Source organism: Micromonospora arida (assembly GCF_003857035.1).
Taxonomy (GTDB): Bacteria; Actinomycetota; Actinomycetes; order Mycobacteriales; family Micromonosporaceae; genus Micromonospora; species Micromonospora arida.
Window position 1 is genome coordinate 15087 of record NZ_QGSY01000270.1, and the last position, 17333, is coordinate 32419.

Here is a 17333-nt window from a genome sequence, read left to right on the forward strand (position 1 = left end):
GTGATCTAGGGTCGGCGACCATGGACGCCGAGATCACCGTCACCGAGCTGACCGCCGACCTGGTCCCCAGCGTCGTACAGCTCTGCCAGCAGGCTCTCGACCTGCCCGAGGACGCCGCCGAGGCGGCTGCCATCGTGGACGTGCTCTGGACCCGGGCCACCGCCGACCGGCCGGTGGTCGGGCTGGGCGCGTACCGGGGTGCGGACCTGGTGGGGGTGCTGATCTGTTCGGTGTCGTCGACCGAGCCGGGGATCGGGCACGTGGATCTGGTGGCGGTCCTTGCGGAACAGCGGCGTCGGGGCGTCGGCCGGGCGCTGCTCCAGCGGGCCGAGCGGGTGCTCGCCGAGCGCGGGGCGACCGAGGTGTTGCTGGCCGGAAACCCGCCGTACTACGCGTGGCCGGGAATCGACGTCCGCTACACGCCGGCGGTCTGCGCCGCCCTCGCGCTCGGCTACCAGCAGGACCGGACCGCCTGGAACATGACCGCGGACCTGTCGTACGACGGGTCGCCGGCACTGCGGTCCACCGAGGCGACGGAGCGGCGGCTGGCCGACCAGGGCGTCACCGTACGCCGGGCGGAGCCGGCGGACCTGCCGGCGCTGACCGCGTTCGCTCGGTCCACCTTCGGCGGAACGTGGGACGGCGAGCTGGCCGGGTCCGTGGGGCGCGTCGACGCCGGTTGCCACCTGGCGGAGCGGGACGGCGAGGTGCTCGGCTTCGCCGCGTACGGGTCGTCCCGGCCGAGCTGGTTCGGGCCGATGGGCACCGCGCCGGCCGCGGAAGGGTCGGGCATCGGTGGGGTGCTGTTGCGGCGCTGCCTGCGCGACCAGCGGGCGACGGGGCTGGATCGGGCACAGATCGGCTGGGTAGGGCCGGTGCCGTTCTATTCGGGCAGCGCGGGTGCGTGGATCGAGCGGGTCTTCTTCCTGTACCGGCGAACCCTGCCCAGGGCATAACCGGGGCAAACAGGACATAGATCCATTCGCCCGCATCGGCCATCGACGCCCCCTACCGTTTCGGTAGAGGAGGCAGCCATGACCACGGATGACAACCAGACCGAGGACGGCACGCCGATCACCTGGAAACCGATGGGTGAACTCCCCGGCCAACTGCCGTTCGACCGGCTCGACTACGGCGACGCAGAGCAACTGGCCGAGATGACCACCGACGGTGAGCCGTCGCTGGTCGAGGAGCCGCAGGAGATGGTGGACGCGCCGATCCAACTGCTTCCGCCGTACAACCGGGCACACAAGCGGCGCAACCAGCGCCCACTACCGACCTGACGACGAACGGGGCGGACCGCGTCAGCGGCCCGCCCCGTTCGGTGTCGGAACTGGACTCAGAAGTCCATGTCCCCGCCACCCGGGCCAGCCGGGGCAGCCGGGGTCTTCTCCGGCTTGTCCGCGACGACAGCCTCGGTGGTGAGGAAGAGCGCCGCGATGGAAGCGGCGTTCTGCAGCGCCGAGCGCGTCACCTTGGCCGGGTCGATGATGCCCGCGGCCAGCAGGTCGACGTACTCGCCGTTGGCGGCGTTGAGGCCGTGGCCAGCCTCGATGTTGCGGACCTTCTCCACCACGACGCCGCCCTCAAGGCCGGCGTTGACGGCGATCTGCCGCAGCGGGGCGTCCAGCGCGACCTTGACGATGTTCGCACCAGTCGCCTCGTCGCCGACCAGGTCGAGCTTGTCGAAGGCGGTCTTGCCGGCCTGGACCAGCGCGACGCCACCACCCGGGACGATGCCCTCCTCGACGGCGGCCTTCGCGTTGCGAACGGCGTCCTCGATGCGGTGCTTGCGCTCCTTGAGCTCGACCTCGGTGGCCGCGCCAACCTTGATCACCGCAACGCCGCCGGCCAGCTTGGCCAGCCGCTCCTGCAGCTTCTCCCGGTCGTAGTCGGAGTCGCTCTTGTCGATCTCGGCCCGGATCTGGTTGACCCGGCCCTGGATCTGCTCGGCGTCACCGGCACCGTCGACGATGGTGGTCTCGTCCTTGGTCACCACGACCTTGCGGGCGCGGCCCAGCATGTCGAGGCTGGCGGCGTCGAGCTTGAGGCCGACCTCCTCGCTGATGACCTGACCACCGGCGAGGATGGCGATGTCGGTCAGCATGGCCTTGCGGCGGTCACCGAAGCCCGGCGCCTTGACGGCGACCGACTTGAAGGTGCCACGGACCTTGTTGACCACCAGGGTGGCGAGGGCCTCGCCCTCCAGGTCCTCGGCGATGATCAGCAGCGGCTTGCCCGACTGCATGACCTTCTCCAGGATCGGGAGCAGGTCCTTCACCGACGAGATCTTGCTGTTGGCGATCAGGATGTACGGGTCGTCGAAGACGGCCTCCATACGCTCCGGGTCGGTCATGAAGTAGGCCGAGATGTAGCCCTTGTCGAAGCGCATACCCTCGGTGAGCTCCAGCTCCAGCCCGAAGGTGTTGCTCTCCTCGACGGTGATGACGCCTTCCTTGCCGACCTTGTCCATCGCCTCGGCGATGATCTCGCCGACGGTGCTGTCGCCAGCGGAGATGGAGGCGGTGGAGGCGATCTGCTCCTTGGTCTCGACGTCCTTGGCGAGCTTGGACAGCTCCTCCGAGACGCTCGCGACCGCGGCCTCGATGCCCCGCTTCAGGGCCATCGGGTTGGCGCCAGCGGCCACGTTGCGCAGGCCCTCGCGAACCAGGGCCTGGGCCAGGACGGTCGCCGTCGTCGTGCCGTCACCGGCAACGTCGTCGGTCTTCTTGGCGACCTCCTTGACCAGCTCAGCGCCGATCTTCTCGTACGGGTCCTCGAGCTCGATCTCCTTGGCGATGCTCACACCATCGTTGGTGATGGTGGGGGCACCCCACTTCTTCTCGAGCACGACGTTGCGGCCCTTGGGGCCGAGGGTCACCTTTACGGCGTCGGCGAGCTGGTTCATGCCCCGCTCGAGGCCGCGGCGCGCCTCTTCGTCGAACGCGATCATCTTGGCCATACGGCGTTGTCCTCCTGGACACTCACGGGCCACCCGAGATGTGTGCCCCGGATGGGCCGCCTGGTGTACGCACCTTGGGACGTCGCCACCTGGCGACGACGACGTCCTTCGGCCGGGCCGGATAGCCCGCGACGACCGGCCATGTGCCGCCCCGGCGTCTCCACGCCGGTGCAACCTGGCCCCACCGTCCCGACCATTGGCACTCACGGTATGCGAGTGCCAATGACTTGTTTAGCACTCTCCCCTGCCGAGTGCAAGCACGATGCCGCCGCTCAGCCGAGTTCAGCAGCCAGTCCAGCGGTGTTCACCGGTGCCTCATGGGCGCGCTGTTCGGCGTACGTCACCAGCAGACCGATCATCTGAGCGAGGTGGGCCGGCAGGGCCAGCACGGCGGTGATCCCGATCACCACCACCGTCCCGGCGGCGGTGCCCGCCGACGAGAACGGATCCGTTCCGAGCGCGGAGGTGCCGATCCCCTCCAGGCCACCGGGGATCAGGGTGCCGACCAGCACCGCCACGGCCACCAGGGCCACCCGTCCGAGCAGCAGGCCGAGCCGGTCGTGGAACATCCGGAACGATCGACCGATCGGGTTGTGCCGTTCGAAGAGATAGACCGGGCCGGCCATGCTCAGCGCGAAGGCCAGGTAGATGCCCGGCAGCACGCAGAAACAGACACCGACGCCGACGAGCAGACTGACCAACAGGGTCCAGCCCCACAGCCCGAGTGCCCGACGCAGGCCGTAGCGCAGCGCCGACTCCAGGCTGGCCGGCTGACCGGCCGCCTGTTGGGTGATCACCCAGGTGCCGGCGGCCCACCCGACGGCCTGCACCAACCCGACCACCAGGCTGCCGCCGACCAGCAGGACCAGGAGGCTCAGCAACTCGGCGGCGAAATTGTCCGGCAGCGCGGGGGCCGACGTCGATTCGGCCTGGGCGGCCCACTTCGCCGACGGGTCCAGACCGAGGGAGACCACCGAGAGCACCGCCGCCGGCAGCACCTGGGTGAGCAGCATGATCGGCACCAACTGCCGCCAGCCCCGACGCAGCGCTCCCCCGCACCGGTTGAACCAGCCGCCGATGCCGGCACCGGGCGGCGTGACCAGGGCGTCGTTCGCGTCGAATCCGTAACCCGGCGGGTACCAGCCGACCGGCGGCCCCGGGTACCACGGCTGCCCCCCGTAGGGACCCGACCCGGGCGGGTAGCCCCCGGTGGGCGGGAACGCCCATCCCTGCGGCGGCGGGGCCGCACCCCAGGCACTCTGCGCGGGATCCCAGCCGGGCGGCGGACCGGCGGGGCCGGCCGGAGGCATGCCCGACCCCCAGCCGGGCGGCGGACCGGCGGGGCCGGGGCTGCCTGCGGGCGAGGACGGGTCCGGCTCCCCCGACCCGGGGGACGGAGTGGGCGGGGGCGGCTGGTCGGTCATGAACGCTCCTCACATCGGCTGGAACGGTTCACGATCTTCCCGGCTGCGCGCCCCTGCCGCAGCCCCGACTCGCGGGGCCGATCGGCCAGGAAGATCAGCCGATGACGCGTACGTGCTCTGCCTGTGGGCCCTTCTGACCCTGGGTGATCTCGAACTCGACCCGCTGACCGTCGTCCAGCGCCTTGTAACCGTCCATCTCGATCGCGGAGAAATGGACGAACACGTCCTGACCGCCGTCGACGGCGATGAAGCCGTAGCCCTTTTCGGCGTTGAACCACTTCACTGAGCCCTGTGCCACGGTGCACTTCCCTCACTCTGCGCGGCGTTGCCTGACTCGGCGCACGGCACGGCCGGGCGCCCCGGAGCACCGACTCAGCGATCGATGACCGCCATTGAAGCAGGTGACCGAAATCGCACGCTACACGAGGAGTGACGGCCGCGCACGGCCACAAATCAGACACACTTCGAGGCGTTCCGACCGCGCTGATCGGCCGAGTTCCGGAGCCACCGGATTCGCCCGCGTCATTGCGAATTGAGGGAGGGGCGCAGGGCGGCCCCGAGATGACGGCGATCGGGCCCAGCTCGCGAAACGCCATCCCTGCCCTGTGGTAGGCATGCGGGCATGACCACCGACATGGGCTCGCCGGCCCTGCGGCTCGCGGAGATCCGCCGTGTCCGGCCGGAGGACGCCGCCCGGATGCGGGCGCTGCGCCTGGAGATGCTGGCCGACGCGCCGTTGGCCTTCCTGGAGACCCTGGCGGACGCCGCGGCCCGACCGCACAACGAGTTCGCCGCCCGGGTCGCGTACACCTCGGCCGGTGCCGGTAACGCGCAGTTCGTCGCCGATCCGGGCGGCCGGCTGGTCGGACACGCCGGTGGTACGACCCACCCGAACGAACCGGGGCTGACCGTGATCTACGCCGTGTACGTCACGCCGGCCTGGCGCGGCAGTGGCCTGCTCGGCGAGCTGATCGACGGGGTGGCCGCCTGGTCGCGAGCCTGTGGCCGACCGGAGCTGCTGCTGGAGGTGGTGGTCGGCAACGACCGCGCCTACCGCGCCTACCAGCGCCTGGGCTTCAAGGACACCGGGGTACGAGTCCCCCACCCGAACATCCCAGCCCTCACCGAGCTACAGATGCGCCGAACAGCCTGACCCGCAGAACCACCCAACGATCACCGCCGGCGCGCGGGTAGCCGCCGCGCTGCCGCCAGCCCTGATGATCACGCTCGATCCAGGATTTAGTGGTAACCATCCGACGAGAGACCACTACTTCCTGGATCGAGCACGATCATGGGGTACAGCAGAAGCTCCGGACCAGAGACGCCGGCGACCACCGCGCCCACGGGGGGTTTCCGGGGCAGCCCGAACCGCGAGGAACGGGACCGCCCCGGAAACCCCAAGCGCAACCGAAACTCAGACGTGCCGCCGAGACTGCACGATCCGGAACCGGTTGGCGACGTAAGCCCCGTCGGTCAGCGCCGAGTTGGCCGCCGCGTTGGCCCCACTGCCGTGGAAGTCGGAGAACGCCGCCGACTGGTTGACGAAGACACCGCCGGTGAGGTTGCAGGACAGGTGCACCCCGACCTCGACCGCCACCGCCTCGGTGGCGTCCAACACGGCCTCGTCCGTCGAGTAGACCCCGGCGGTGAGCGCGCCCTTCTCGCCGACCGTCCGGCGTAGCAGCTCCAGGCTGTGCGTGGTGGAGTCGGTCGCGATGGCGAACGAGATCGGCCCGAACCATTCCCGGCCGTACGTCTCCGCGTCGTCAGCGGTCAGCTTCACGATCGTGGGGGTACGCACCACCGCGTCGGCGTACGACGGATGGGCCACGGCCCGCGACTCCAGCACCGGCTCGCCGACCTTGGTCACCTCGGCCAGCCGCTCCAGCACCCCGTCGTTGACGATGGCGCCGGTCAGCTCCACACCTCGGGCCGGGTCCGCGGTGAGCTTGCCGACTGCGGCGGCGATCCCGCCGGCCACATCGTCGAAGCTCTTGTACCCCTGGTCGGTCTCGATGCCCCCGGCCGGGATGAGGATGTTCTGTGAGGTGGTGCACATCTGCCCGCTGTAGAGGGTCAGCGTGAACCCGAGGTTGCGGCACATGCCGGCGAAGTCGTCGGTGGAGTCGATGACGACGGTGTTGAGGCCGGCCTTCTCGGTGTAGACCGATGCCTGCCGAGCGTGCGTCTCCAGCCAGTCGCCGTACTCGGTGGAGCCGGTGAAGTCGACGATCCGGATGGCCTGGTGCAGGGCCAGGTCGCTGGCGAGCTTCTCACCGGGCGCCTCGGCCGCCAGCATGATCAGGTTCGGGTCGAAGCCGGCCTCGGCGAGCACGTCCCGGGCGTACTTCACGGTGATGGCCAGCGGCAGCACCGCACGCGGGTGCGGCTTGACGATCACCGGGTTGCCGGTGACCAGCGAGGCGAACAGCCCGGGGTACGAGTTCCAGGTCGGGAAGGTGTTGCAGCCGATCACCAACGCCACCCCACGCGGCACCACGTGGAACGTCTTGGTCATCCGCAGCGGGTCACCCTTGCCGGCGGCCTTCTCCCAGCCCGCCGTGCCCGGGTGCCGGGTCATCTCGGCGTACGCGTACGCCAGCGCTTCCAGCGCCCGGTCCAGCGCGTGCGCGCCACCGGCCTGGAAGGCCATCACGAACGCCTGCCCGCTGGTGAACTGCACCGCGTTGGCCAGCTCGAAGATGTTCTTGTGCAGCCGGTCGAGGATCTCCAGGCAGACGCCCACCCGGGCCTGCGGGCCGGCATCGCGCCACGCCGGCAGCGCGGCGGAGGCGGCGCCGACCAGTTCGCCGGTGCCGGCGTGCGGGTAACGCACCGCCAACTCCACCCCGAACGGGCTCGTCTCGGTGGCGACCCGAACGCCGGAGCCGGGCTGGTCGAGCGGGAAGTCACCGCCGAGGTACGCCTCGAAGGCGGCCTTACCGTCGGCAGCGGCGGTCTCGCCGTACACCCGGGGGCTGGGGGATTCGGGATAGGCGGACCAGTAGCCCCGCTCCGTGATCGCGGTCAGCGCACGGTTGAGGGTGTCGGCGTGCCTGTCGTACAGGGGATGCGGGGTCTCCGTCATGCCCGCCATCATGCCTGAGTCAGGCCCGCGAGCAGTAGCGCGAATGCCCGGCAGCGGCGCATGCCTGAGTCAGGCCCGCGAGCAGTAGCGCGAATGCCCGGCAGCGGCGCATGCCTGAGTCAGGCCCGCGAGCAGTAGCGCCGATACCTGTCAGAGGGTGAGCTGCCAGTCGGTCCAGGAGTCCACCGGGCGGAAGCCGAGCTGCTCGTTGATCGACACCATGTAGCTGTTGCTGGCCGCGTTCCAGGTGTCGATCACCTGTACTGCCGGTTCGTGGGTGAGCAGGTGGTGCAGGTTCTCGGCCTTGGCGATGAGGCCGAGCCGGTGCCCACGGTGGGCCGGGTCGACGAGGGTGATCTGCTGATACGCGTGCCAGTCGGCGGAGGGGCCCACGTCCAGCAGGGTCCAGGCGACCAGCCGACCGGACGCCTCGTGTCGCATCCCGAGGTGGTAGCGCCGCCGGCCCCGGGCGTCCAGCGCCCGTTCGTTGCCGCGGATCCGCTCGGCGTCCACCTGCTCCGGTTCCCACTGCACGTCGCCCATGGGCGCGTCCATCAGCAACCGGCCGTCCAGGTAGGCGATGTCCGCCACGTACTCCTCCGGGGTGGAGCCCTGCCAGCAGACCGAGTGATAGCCCTCGGCTCGCGGTCGGGCCTCGGCGAGCGCCGCGCGCAGGGCGACGCGGTCGATCTCGCTGACGTCGAGCCGGCGACGCACCTCGGTGAGGGCGGGCTGGGCGCCGGTCGCGGCGGCGAACGCGTCACCGGCCACGCTTCGGGCCTGCCCACCGGGCAGCGCGGAGACGGCCATCGCCACCACCCGTTTGCGGCCGTGCTCGCGGAGCAGGCGCAGCCCGTACTCGTGCAGGGCCCGGCCAACGCCCCGACGCCGCAGCTGCGGATGCACCAGCAGCTCGGCGGTGGCGTTGTCGGTGTTGTCGAGCTGCGGCAGGTCCAGTTGGAGGTAGCCGGCCGGCACGCCGTCCAGTCGGGCCAGCGCCCAGAGCGACCGGGTGCCGGGCATCGGCGTGTGGAAAAACGCGTCGAAGCGGCGCCGGCAGAAGGGCGGGAAGTCCGGGAGATCGGCGTCGTTGGCCGCCGACCCGATCCGGTACGCCTCGTCGACCGACGTCCGGTCGGCGCCGTCGAACGACGCGATCGTGATGCTCATGCCGCTGAGGGTGCACCCGGGAAAGCGATCGGGCCAGCGATTAAATCGCTGGCCCGATCGAACGTGGTCGGGAGGGACACTCGCACAACGCCTCCGGCGTTGGGTCGCAAGAACTTCAAAAGTCTTCGGCGAAATGCCCTCCCGCACGGAGCATCTTGCGCCGTCCGGTTCCTGCCGTCAAGTCCGTAGCGGCGGGTTTTCCACACTCACAGCGAAAACCCAGTTACCGACTGATCGACTCGGCCCCGGTCCGAGCGAGCCCGTCAGCCGAGGAGGCCGGCGTCGCGGGCGGCGCGCAGCGAGGGCTTGATGTGGTGGGTCGGCCCGACCTGGCCGGCCACCGCGTCGATGGTCTTCAGACCCTCGCCGGTGTTGAACACGACGGTCTCGGCCGTCGGATCGAGCCGACCGGACTCGACCAGCTTGCGCAGCACGGCCACGGTGACCCCACCCGCGGTCTCGGCGAAGACCCCGGTGGTACGGGCCAGATCGCGAATGCCCGCGCGGATCTCGTCGTCGTCGGCGTACTCCATCCAGCCGCCGGTGCGGCGGACCGCCTCCAGGGCGTAGAGGCCGGCCGCCGGGTCGCCGATGTTGAGCGACTTGGCGATGCCGGTGGGCTTGACCGGGACGATCGTGTCGGTCTCGGTGTGCAGGGCGACGGCGATCGGGTTGCAGCCGGCGGACTGCGCGCCGAAGACCTTCCAGCCGTCGGCGGGCGCCTCGACCAGGCCGATCTCCACCAGCTCGGAGAACGCCTTGTCAATCTTGGTGAGCAGCTCGCCGCTGGCCATCGGGATGACCACCTGCGCCGGGATCCGCCAGCCGAGCTGCTCGGCCACCTCGTAGCCGAGGGTCTTGGAGCCCTCCGCGTAGTACGGCCGGACGTTCACGTTGACGAACGCGGTGTCCTCGAATTCGTCGGTCTCCACCAGCTCGCCGCAGAGCCGGTTGACATCGTCGTACGAGCCGTCGATGGCGACCAGTTCGCCGCCGTAGACGGCGGTGGTGATGACCTTGCCCTGCTCCAGGTCGCTGGGGATGAAGACCACCGAGGGCACCCCGGCGCGGGCGGCGTGGGCGGCCACCGAGTTGGCCAGGTTGCCGGTCGACGCGCAGGCGAACCGGCTGAACCCGAGCGCCTTGGCGGCGGTGAGCGCCACCGAGACGACCCGGTCCTTGAACGAGTGGGTGGGGTTGGCGCTGTCGTCCTTGACCCAGAGCGGCGCGGTGATGCCCAGCTCGGCGGCGAGGTGCGGGGCCGCCACCAGTGGGGTCAGCCCGGGGTCGAGGGTGACCCGGCTGGCCGGGTCCTGGCCGGCGGGGAGCAGGGCGGCGTACCGCCAGATGTTGTTCGGGCCGGCCTCGATCTGCTCGCGGGTGACGGTGGCCAGTGCTGCGGTGTCGTAGTCGACTTCCAGCGGGCCGAAACACTCGTAACAGGCGTGCTGGGCGGCGAGCGGGTAGCGGGCCGAACAGGCACGGCAGACCAGGGCGCGGGCGGGGCTGGCAGAGGTGTCGATGCCGGAGGCGACGAGCGTCGACGTCATGTCGAGGGTCCTCTCATCTTTCCCCGCATCGCACGGTGCGGCGGGGACGGAATTGGCACCTGCCCCGCGGGTCGCTCAGCGGTGAGCGCGCAGGGTGGTTGCCGGGGCGTCGTCGGGCCGTATCCCTCAGCCCCTCTGGATGAGGTATTCAGTTGTGCCGTCGAGTCTAGGACAACGCTGTCGGTCGTTGCTACCGCAGATCCCAGCTATTGGGTCAGCGGGAACTCACCGCTTCGGGGTCGGTCACCGCGATCGGGTCCGTCACCGCGCTCGGCCGGGGCAGCGCCGTGGCCCGGGGCCGGGCGGCGAGGTTCGCGGCGATCAGGGCGGCGATCGTGATGGCGGCCCCGACCAGTTCGACGGGCTCCGGGCGGTAGCCGCGGGCGATCTGCACCGCGAACGTGGTCACCGGGACCAGGTTCATGAACAGCGCGGCGTTGGCGGCGCCGAGTCGCTGCACGCCGGTGTTCCAGGCCAGGACCGCGATCACGGCACCCACCAGCACGGCGTACGCCAGTTGCGGGGCGACCGCCACGAGGTCGGCGGCGGCCGGCGCGTGCTGCCAGCCGACGGCGTCGGCGCCGATGCTCAGGACGAGCATCGCGGCCGTACCGGCGAGCGCGGTCAGGGTGGTGAAGCGCAGCGGCGACCACTCGCCGAACCGGCTGGCGCCGTGCGTGTAGATGCCCCAGCCCAGTACCGCGCCGATCATCATGAGCCCGCCGAGGCCGAACTGGCCGAGCCCGGCCAGACTGCCGCGCGTGATCACCAGCCCGACGCCGAGAAGCGCCACCAGGGAGAGGCCCAGCAGGAGCGGCTTCGGGCGGACGCCGTCGCGGGCCCAGCGGACCAGCTGGGTGATCACCGGAGTGGTGGCAACGAAGAGGGAGATCTGCTGCGGGGCGGCGTGTTCGAGCGCCAGGTTGGTGAGCAGGTTGAAGCCGGCGAAGCCGACCACTCCGAGCACCACCACCTCCAGCGCCCGGCCACCGTGCCGCAACGCGCCGGCACCCTCGCGGAGCAGCAGGATGGCGACCAGGACGACGGCGGCCAGCAGGTAGCGCGCGGTGGTCAGGTTGAGCGGGTCGACCCGGTCGAGGGCACTGGCCAGGATCGGGAACATCACGCCCCAACCGAGCACGGCGACCAGTGGGTACGCGGTGGCGCGGGATCGCATCGGCAACTCCAATGTTCGAGTATCGTCGAACCAACGACACCGACCATAGGGTGTTGTTCGATAGTTGTCGAACAAGGGTTACACTGGTCACATGGAGCCGCACGAGCCCGACCTGACCGTCGTACCGGTCACCAGCGTGTTGGCCGCACTCGCCGACGACGTGCGGCTACAGATCGTCCGGGCGCTCGCCGAGGGCGGCGAGTCCGCCTGCGGCAGTTTCGACTTCGGTGTCTCCAAGGCGACCCGTAGCCACCACCTCAAGGTGCTGCGCGAGGCGGGGTTGACCCGGACCCGGGCCGCCGGCACCAGCCGACTGGTCCGGCTCCGCCGGGACGAGCTGGACAAGCTCTACCCCGGCCTGCTGGACGCGGTCCTCACCCAGCGCCCGCCGGCCTGATCCCGCCTCACCCCCGCCCGCCGGCTGCGGCCCGCGTGGCCGCGCTAACCGGTCCGCCGGCGGCACGTCACCCTCGGCTGGGGCCTGCCACCGACGCTCGCTTTGGAGCTGAATCGTCTACGACATCAGCGAAGAGGTAACGCCGCCCCCGGGAGCGTCGACCGGGCCCTGGGCCCCGGGCACATCGGCCGGCCCTGACCGAGAGTGTCGACCCCGGGCCCGGGCCCGGGCGCATCGGCCGGCCCTGACCGGGAGTGCCGACCCCGGGCCCCGGCGCAACGGACGACCCTGACCGGGAGTGCCGACCGGGCCCCGGGCCGGGACAAAATCGACCGGCCCCGACCGGGCGCGTCGCCGAAGCCGCCTCGTCGAGGCTCCGGCGACGCGTGGTTCCGGTGTGGTCAGACGGACACCGCGTCGGGCTCGGCCGCCGAAGCCGATGCCGAGGGGGCGTCGGTGCGACGCCGGGCGAGCAGCGTGTCGAGTGCCCAGGCACCCGGGCCGAGAGCCGCGACCAGCAGGAACGCCCAGCAGAAGAGCGCCGCCCGCTCGCCTCCGTTGTGCAGCGGCAGCAGAGCATCCGGCTGGTGCACCACGAAGTAGGCGTACGCCATCGAGCCGGAGGCGAGCAGCGCGGCGGGTCGGGCGAAGAGCCCGACCAGCACCAGTACGCCGCAGACCAGCTGGATCAGGGCGGCCCACCAGCCCGGCCAGGTGCCGAACGGTACCGCCTTGCCAGTCATCGGGTTGCCGCCGAACAACCCGAATACCGAGGACAGGCCGTGCAACGTGAACAACAGGCCGATCACGATGCGGAACAGGGACAGGGTCGGCCCGCCGAGCCGAGAGAAGTTCATGGCACCTCCATCGAAGAGAGCGAATGGGTCTCGTCGATCCTGAGGCACGAGGGCATCGAAAATCATAAGTTCCTTGCTGGTGGGATAATCCCTCCTGAAAACGGTGTGAACGAGGACGCCCGCACCTCCCCCGGTGATGTCGCAAACGATTCAGCTCCAAAGGCGCAGCAGGAGATGATCCCCGCCAGTTCGGGTGGCGGCGCAGGAAGAGCCGGCGAGGCCGGGCCGGGGCCGGGGCCGCGCCGGGGCCGGGCGGCGGCGTGCTGGGCAGGTGGGCGAGGATCAACGGATGATCTTCCGTGACACGGCAGCACTGCGACGCATCACCGCGACGGTCGCGATGACGCTCGTGCTCGGCGGCTGCACTCTCGACCATCGCGGCCAGTCCGGAGATCCGAGCCAGCCACCCCCCGTTTCGAGGGCGCAAGCAGACCCGACCGCCAGCACCGAGCCGCCGGCCGAGTGCCCGACGAGCGGCGTTCGGATCCGGTCGACCGGCGGGGACGCCGCGATGGGCCTGCGCGCCCTCGGCCTGGAGTTGGTCAACTGCGGCGAGCGCCCCTACCAGCTCGACGGGTACCCGGTGCTGCACGTGTTCGACGAAGCGCGCGAGCCGATCATGCTGCGGGTGGTCAACGGTGCCAAGGAGATCACCTCGGGCTTCGACCAGCCACCCCGGCAGGTCATCCTCGCCGCCGGGGAGCGGGCCACCGCAGTGGTGCTCTGGCGCAACCTGGTCACCGACTCGACAGTGGTGGCCAACAACGGCGAGTTCCTGACGGTGGCGCCCGCCGCCGGACAGCCGGCCGACGAGGTCGACCCGGACGGGCCGATCGACCTCGGCAACACCGGCCGGATCGGCGTCAGCGCCTGGAAGAAGGCTACGACGTGATGTCCTTGCGGGTGAAGCGCCAGAACGCCAACCCCCAGAACAACGTCGCGTAACTGATCGCCGAGATGCAGCCGCGCACCACATCGTCGGTCTGCACCGGAGTCGACAGCAGACCCAGCCAGGCGGTGCTGAAGTGGGTGGGCAGGAAGTCGCGCAGCGCGCCCAGGGCGGTGATCTGGTCCAGGATGCTGGACAGGATCCAGAGCAGAACCGCACCACCCACCGCGCCCAGCGCGGCGTCCGTGATCACCGACAGCAGGAACGCCAGGCCGGCCACCACCAGCAGGACGACCGCCAGGTAGCCCAGCACGGCCAGCAACCGGAGCAGCCCCTCGGTGGGTTCCAGCTCGGCGGCGACAGTGCTGCGCAGCGGCGACCAGCCGTAGCGCAGGGTGCCGGCCAGCAACGCGGTGCCGGCCAACAGGATCAGGGCCAGTCCCGAGTACGCGAGCGCGACCACCAGCTTCACCGTCAACAACCGCGCCCGGGGCACCGGGATCGCCAGCAGATACCGCAGGCTGCCCCAGCTCGCCTCGCTGGCCACCGTGTCGCCGCAGAACAGTGCGACGACCACCACCAGCAGGAACGACGCCGACACGAAGATCGAGAACAGGGTGAAGTTGAGCCCGCCCGAGGTGGCCAGCTCGACCAGGCTGGCGAACTCGTTGCGACCGTTGTCGTCGTCGCCGCCCGAGTCGAACTGGAACGCGATCAGGATGATCAGCGGCAGCAACACCATGAACCCGAGCGCCAACTGGGTCCGCCGCCGGGACGCCTGCCGACGGAACTCCGCCACGAACGGCATGGTGGCCGACGGCCGGTAGCCACGGGCCTCACCCGCGTCAGTAACAACCATCACCGGTCACCGCTTCCCCGAGAATTCTCGCCCACCAGGGCGAGGAACGCGTCCTCCAGGCGCCGCCGAGGCACCACCCGGTCCACCCCGATGCCGGCGCGCACCAGCTCCGCCACCACCTCGCTGCGGGCCGTGCCGTTGGTGTCGACAACCAGTTGGCCGTCGCTCTCCGGCAGCACGCGGACCCCGTGCAGCCGGTCCAGCACCGCCCGCGCCGCCACCGGGTCGGTGACGTCGAAGAGCACGCTCGGCGACTCGCCCACGATCTCCTCCACCGGCCCGGACGCCACGATCCGGCCCTTGTTCACCACCACCGCGTGCGTGCACGTCTGCTCCACCTCGGCCAGCAGGTGACTGGAGACCAGCACCGCCCGGCCGTCCGTGGCGTACCGCTGGAGCACCCGGCGCATCTCGGCGATCTGCGGCGGGTCGAGCCCGTCGGTCGGCTCGTCCAACACCAGCAGTTCGGGGAGACCGAGCATGGCCTGGGCGATGGCGAGCCGCTGGCGCATCCCGTGGCTGTAGTTCTTGATCCTCCGGTGCACCGAGTCACCCAACCCGGCGATCTCCAGCGCCGCGTCGAACTGTGCGTCCTCCCACGGTCGCCCGGTGGCCCGCCAGTACGCCTTCAGGTTGTCCAGACCCGACAGGTGCGGCAGGAAGCCCGGCCCTTCCACCAGCGCCCCGATCCGGGACAGCACCGGCGAGCCGGGCACCAGCCGACGACCGAAGACGTAGATCTCCCCGGCGGTCGGCTGGGTCAGCCCCATCAGCACCCGCAGAGTGGTGGTCTTGCCGGCACCGTTCGGCCCGAGCAGACCCACGACCTGACCGGGGTGCACCTCGAAGTCCACGTTCGACACGGCGACGAAGCCGTCCGCGTACTCCTTGCGCAGCGCGCGCACGGCCAGCGGGGTGTCCGCGTACTCCGGGTGCACCGACCGGTCCTGGCGGCGATGCCGGCGGCGGACCAGGGCGACGACCACGACGAGCCCGATCACGATGGCGGCGAGCAGGCCGGCGAGCACCCAGCGCCAGATCGTCGCCGCGGTGGGGATCGGCTCACCGCTGACCGTGGGCAGGCTGACCGCACCGTCCGCGGCCACCGTGTAGACGGTCGGCGCGGCCGGCGTGGTGTACGCCTGGTCGGAGGTGGCCACCACCAGCCGCAGCCGGTGCCCGGCCTCCACCCGGCGGACGATCCCGGGCAGCGTCACGGTGACCGGGCGGGCGTCCTGCACCTGCTGCGGTAGACCGGTGAGCCGGATCGGGGCGACCAGGCCGTTCGGCAGGGTGGCCGCGCCGTCCGGGTCGACGTCGTAGAGCTTGACGAAGAGCACCGCCTCGCCGGTCGGCGACGCGGCCCGCAGGGTGACGGTGGGCGCACCGGCCACGTCCACGGCCTCGGTCAGCGGGGTGGACTCGAACCGGGCGTGCTGGCCGGGCACGTCACCGGCCACGCCGTCCAGCAGCGAGGCGAGCCCGCCGGCGAACGGGATCGAGGAGATGGCAGCCGGGTTGCCGTTCGGCGGGTTCGCGATCGGCTGTGCCGGGCCGGCGACCGTCACCTCCCGCCGGGCGTTGCCGGTGAGGCCCGGGTAGTCGGCGCGGCGGAAACCGGTGGCGACGAGACCCCGGTCGAGCGCGTCGAAGCCGGCGATCCGCGACCAGGTGAAGTCGTCGCCGGGCGCGTCGCCCTCACCCTTGACGTAGTGGTCGAGCCACTGGACGGTCAGGAACTTCACCCGGTCGGAGTCCGAGCGGGGTCCACTGCCACCGTCGTGCCCGCCGGTGAACCAGGCGACCCGTACCGGGGTGCCGGTGGCGGCGATGCCGCGCGCGTTCGCGTCCGCCTCACCGAGCGGGAAGAGGGTGTCCGCCTCGCCCTGCACCAGCAGGGTGGGGGCCTTGATCCGGTCCAGCACACCGGCCGGGCTGGAGCGGCGCAGCAGGTCCACGGCGGCCTGGTCGGCGCGACCGGTCGTGGCGATCCGGAGGTACGCGGCGCAGACGTCGGCGGCGAACCGGCCGCAGGACGGGTCGGCGGCACCGGCCGGGGTGGCACCGGGACCGGTGCCGGGGCCGGCACCCGGCCCGGGGCTGGGCGGGCCGGCGGACTCCGGTGCGCCCTGCGGCTGGGCGGCGGTCGCGCCGGAGAGCCCGGCCGGGCCGGAGCCCACGTTGCCGCCCCCGCCGAAGAAGAGGCCGGCCCAGCCCTTCTTGAACACACCCTCGGTCGGCGCTCCGCCGGTGCTCTCCGGCAGGAACGCGCGGGACAGGTCGTTCCACGTGATCATGGGCACGATCGCGTCGACCCGACGGTCCTGGGCGGCCAACAGCAACGCCAACCCACCGCCGTACGAGCCGCCGACCACACCGACCTTCGGGTCGCCGGGGGCGTCGGTGCGCACCTCGGGCCGCGCGGCCAGCCAGTCCAGCAGCCGCTCAGCGTCGCGTACCTCGTAGTCCGGGTTGTCCAGGTGGATCTCACCGCCGCTGCGGCCGAAACCCCGCGCGGTCCAGGTGAGCACCGCGTAGCCGCGCCCGGCGAACTCCTCCGCGTCGGAGCGCACCGACTCCTTCGTGCCGCCGAACCCGTGCGCCAGCAGCACCGCCGGCACCTTCCGACCGGACGAGGCGTCGTCCGGCAGGTAAAGAGTGGTGTCCAGGTTCACCGGTTGGTCACCGGACGGTCCGGAGCGGACGGTGAGCATCGCGCTTTCGGTGCGTACGCCCGGTCCCTGTGGCCACACCGCCCAGCTCACGGCGGCGGCCAACAGCACGACGACCACCGCGGCGGCGATCGTCCGGCGGCGGGTGGGAAGGGCACGCCGGAACCACGCGGCCGGCGACGGCGATGTCATGCGGCACACGGTACGGCCCGCAGCCTGAGCGTTGGCTGAGATCCGCCGTACGTCCGTCCGGTTGCCCCGATCGGTGCGCGGTGGGGTGCGAGCGCG

At 71.1% G+C, this 17333-nt stretch carries 15 protein-coding genes and 1 riboswitch; of the genes, 5 read left to right on the forward strand and 10 right to left on the reverse strand.

The genetic code is table 11. The features are described from left to right. Window positions 1-20 precede the first annotated feature (20 nt). Together DLJ58_RS26700 and DLJ58_RS26705 are read left to right on the forward strand one after the other, a co-directional pair. Window positions 21-956 carry a GNAT family N-acetyltransferase gene (locus DLJ58_RS26700; RefSeq protein ID WP_124860368.1) on the forward strand — a complete coding sequence of 312 codons (936 nt, stop codon included), beginning with the start codon at window positions 21-23 and terminating at the stop codon, window positions 954-956. 78 nt (window positions 957-1034) lie between these two features. Continuing rightward, window positions 1035-1283 carry a hypothetical protein gene (locus tag DLJ58_RS26705; RefSeq protein ID WP_124860370.1) on the forward strand — a complete coding sequence of 83 codons (249 nt, stop codon included), beginning with the start codon at window positions 1035-1037 and terminating at the stop codon, window positions 1281-1283. Window positions 1284-1339: 56 nt separating this feature from the next. On the opposite strand, the gene groL is transcribed toward DLJ58_RS26705, so the two are convergent. The 3 genes from groL to DLJ58_RS26720 all read right to left on the reverse strand — a co-directional run bounded on the left by groL (window position 1340) and on the right by DLJ58_RS26720 (window position 4684). After that, window positions 1340-2962 (reverse strand): chaperonin GroEL, encoded by a 1623-nt coding sequence (groL, locus tag DLJ58_RS26710; protein WP_124860372.1) that lies wholly within the window; start codon window positions 2960-2962, stop codon window positions 1340-1342. A 272-nt stretch (window positions 2963-3234) separates the two neighbouring features. Then, window positions 3235-4386 carry a hypothetical protein gene (locus DLJ58_RS26715; protein WP_124860374.1) on the reverse strand — a complete coding sequence of 384 codons (1152 nt, stop codon included), beginning with the start codon at window positions 4384-4386 and terminating at the stop codon, window positions 3235-3237. Window positions 4387-4480: 94 nt separating this feature from the next. Next, window positions 4481-4684, reverse strand: a complete 204-nt coding sequence (locus tag DLJ58_RS26720; protein ID WP_091402914.1) for a cold-shock protein — start codon at window positions 4682-4684, stop codon at window positions 4481-4483. A 324-nt stretch (window positions 4685-5008) separates the two neighbouring features. On the opposite strand from DLJ58_RS26720, the gene DLJ58_RS26725 reads away from it, so the two are divergent. Next, a complete protein-coding gene (locus DLJ58_RS26725; protein ID WP_124860376.1) occupies window positions 5009-5539 on the forward strand; it encodes a GNAT family N-acetyltransferase in 531 nt (176 codons plus the stop codon). A 261-nt stretch (window positions 5540-5800) separates the two neighbouring features. Here DLJ58_RS26725 and paaN read toward each other — a convergent pair whose 3' ends face one another. From paaN to DLJ58_RS26745, 4 genes are all read right to left on the reverse strand, one after another. Further along, complete coding sequence (paaN, locus tag DLJ58_RS26730; RefSeq protein WP_208741344.1) at window positions 5801-7474, reverse strand: phenylacetic acid degradation protein PaaN; 1674 nt, start codon at window positions 7472-7474, stop codon at window positions 5801-5803. Window positions 7475-7624: 150 nt separating this feature from the next. Continuing rightward, window positions 7625-8644: a GNAT family N-acetyltransferase gene (locus tag DLJ58_RS26735; RefSeq protein ID WP_124860380.1), complete on the reverse strand. Its 1020-nt coding sequence runs from the start codon at window positions 8642-8644 to the stop codon at window positions 7625-7627. Window positions 8645-8907: 263 nt separating this feature from the next. Continuing rightward, on the reverse strand, window positions 8908-10194 hold the full coding sequence (gene thrC, locus DLJ58_RS26740; RefSeq protein ID WP_124860382.1) for a threonine synthase: 1287 nt from the start codon (window positions 10192-10194) through the stop codon (window positions 8908-8910). A 10-nt stretch (window positions 10195-10204) separates the two neighbouring features. Next, window positions 10205-10340: riboswitch (SAM riboswitch) on the reverse strand. Between the two features lie 68 nt (window positions 10341-10408). Beyond that, a complete protein-coding gene (locus tag DLJ58_RS26745; protein ID WP_124860384.1) occupies window positions 10409-11371 on the reverse strand; it encodes a DMT family transporter in 963 nt (320 codons plus the stop codon). A gap of 91 nt (window positions 11372-11462) precedes the next feature. Here DLJ58_RS26745 and DLJ58_RS26750 point away from each other — a divergent pair, with 91 nt between their 5' ends. Continuing rightward, window positions 11463-11768 (forward strand): ArsR/SmtB family transcription factor, encoded by a 306-nt coding sequence (locus DLJ58_RS26750; protein WP_124860386.1) that lies wholly within the window; start codon window positions 11463-11465, stop codon window positions 11766-11768. Between the two features lie 401 nt (window positions 11769-12169). Here DLJ58_RS26750 and DLJ58_RS26755 read toward each other — a convergent pair whose 3' ends face one another. After that, entirely contained in the window at window positions 12170-12625 is a 456-nt protein-coding gene (locus DLJ58_RS26755; protein ID WP_124860388.1) for a DoxX family protein, read from the reverse strand. 289 nt (window positions 12626-12914) lie between these two features. On the opposite strand from DLJ58_RS26755, the gene DLJ58_RS26760 reads away from it, so the two are divergent. After that, window positions 12915-13517, forward strand: a complete 603-nt coding sequence (locus tag DLJ58_RS26760) for a DUF4232 domain-containing protein (RefSeq protein ID WP_167493741.1) — start codon at window positions 12915-12917, stop codon at window positions 13515-13517. On the opposite strand, the gene DLJ58_RS26765 is transcribed toward DLJ58_RS26760, so the two are convergent. Further along, complete coding sequence (locus tag DLJ58_RS26765; protein WP_124860392.1) at window positions 13507-14373, reverse strand: ABC transporter permease; 867 nt, start codon at window positions 14371-14373, stop codon at window positions 13507-13509. The genes DLJ58_RS26760 and DLJ58_RS26765 overlap by 11 nt on opposite strands. Beyond that, window positions 14373-17237, reverse strand: coding sequence for an alpha/beta fold hydrolase (locus DLJ58_RS26770; protein WP_124860394.1), 2865 nt, complete (start codon window positions 17235-17237; stop codon window positions 14373-14375). The genes DLJ58_RS26765 and DLJ58_RS26770 overlap by 1 nt, the downstream gene beginning before the upstream one ends. Between the last annotated feature and the right edge of the window lie 96 nt (window positions 17238-17333).

What these genes read in the sequence shown, in the direction of transcription:
- DLJ58_RS26705 (WP_124860370.1), top strand. Translation starts at nt 1,035, where the DNA reads ATGACCACGGATGACAACCAGACCGAGGACGGCACGCCGATCACCTGG.
- DLJ58_RS26725 (WP_124860376.1), top strand. Translation starts at nt 5,009, where the DNA reads ATGACCACCGACATGGGCTCGCCGGCCCTGCGGCTCGCGGAGATCCGC.
- DLJ58_RS26765 (WP_124860392.1), bottom strand. Translation starts at nt 14,373, where the DNA reads ATGGTTGTTACTGACGCGGGTGAGGCCCGTGGCTACCGGCCGTCGGCC.
- DLJ58_RS26735 (WP_124860380.1), bottom strand. Translation starts at nt 8,644, where the DNA reads ATGAGCATCACGATCGCGTCGTTCGACGGCGCCGACCGGACGTCGGTC.
- DLJ58_RS26715 (WP_124860374.1), bottom strand. Translation starts at nt 4,386, where the DNA reads ATGACCGACCAGCCGCCCCCGCCCACTCCGTCCCCCGGGTCGGGGGAG.
- thrC (WP_124860382.1), bottom strand. Translation starts at nt 10,194, where the DNA reads ATGACGTCGACGCTCGTCGCCTCCGGCATCGACACCTCTGCCAGCCCC.
- DLJ58_RS26745 (WP_124860384.1), bottom strand. Translation starts at nt 11,371, where the DNA reads ATGCGATCCCGCGCCACCGCGTACCCACTGGTCGCCGTGCTCGGTTGG.
- DLJ58_RS26760 (WP_167493741.1), top strand. Translation starts at nt 12,915, where the DNA reads ATGATCTTCCGTGACACGGCAGCACTGCGACGCATCACCGCGACGGTC.
- DLJ58_RS26770 (WP_124860394.1), bottom strand. Translation starts at nt 17,237, where the DNA reads ATGACATCGCCGTCGCCGGCCGCGTGGTTCCGGCGTGCCCTTCCCACC.
- DLJ58_RS26755 (WP_124860388.1), bottom strand. Translation starts at nt 12,625, where the DNA reads ATGAACTTCTCTCGGCTCGGCGGGCCGACCCTGTCCCTGTTCCGCATC.
- DLJ58_RS26750 (WP_124860386.1), top strand. Translation starts at nt 11,463, where the DNA reads ATGGAGCCGCACGAGCCCGACCTGACCGTCGTACCGGTCACCAGCGTG.
- DLJ58_RS26700 (WP_124860368.1), top strand. Translation starts at nt 21, where the DNA reads ATGGACGCCGAGATCACCGTCACCGAGCTGACCGCCGACCTGGTCCCC.
- groL (WP_124860372.1), bottom strand. Translation starts at nt 2,962, where the DNA reads ATGGCCAAGATGATCGCGTTCGACGAAGAGGCGCGCCGCGGCCTCGAG.
- paaN (WP_208741344.1), bottom strand. Translation starts at nt 7,474, where the DNA reads ATGACGGAGACCCCGCATCCCCTGTACGACAGGCACGCCGACACCCTC.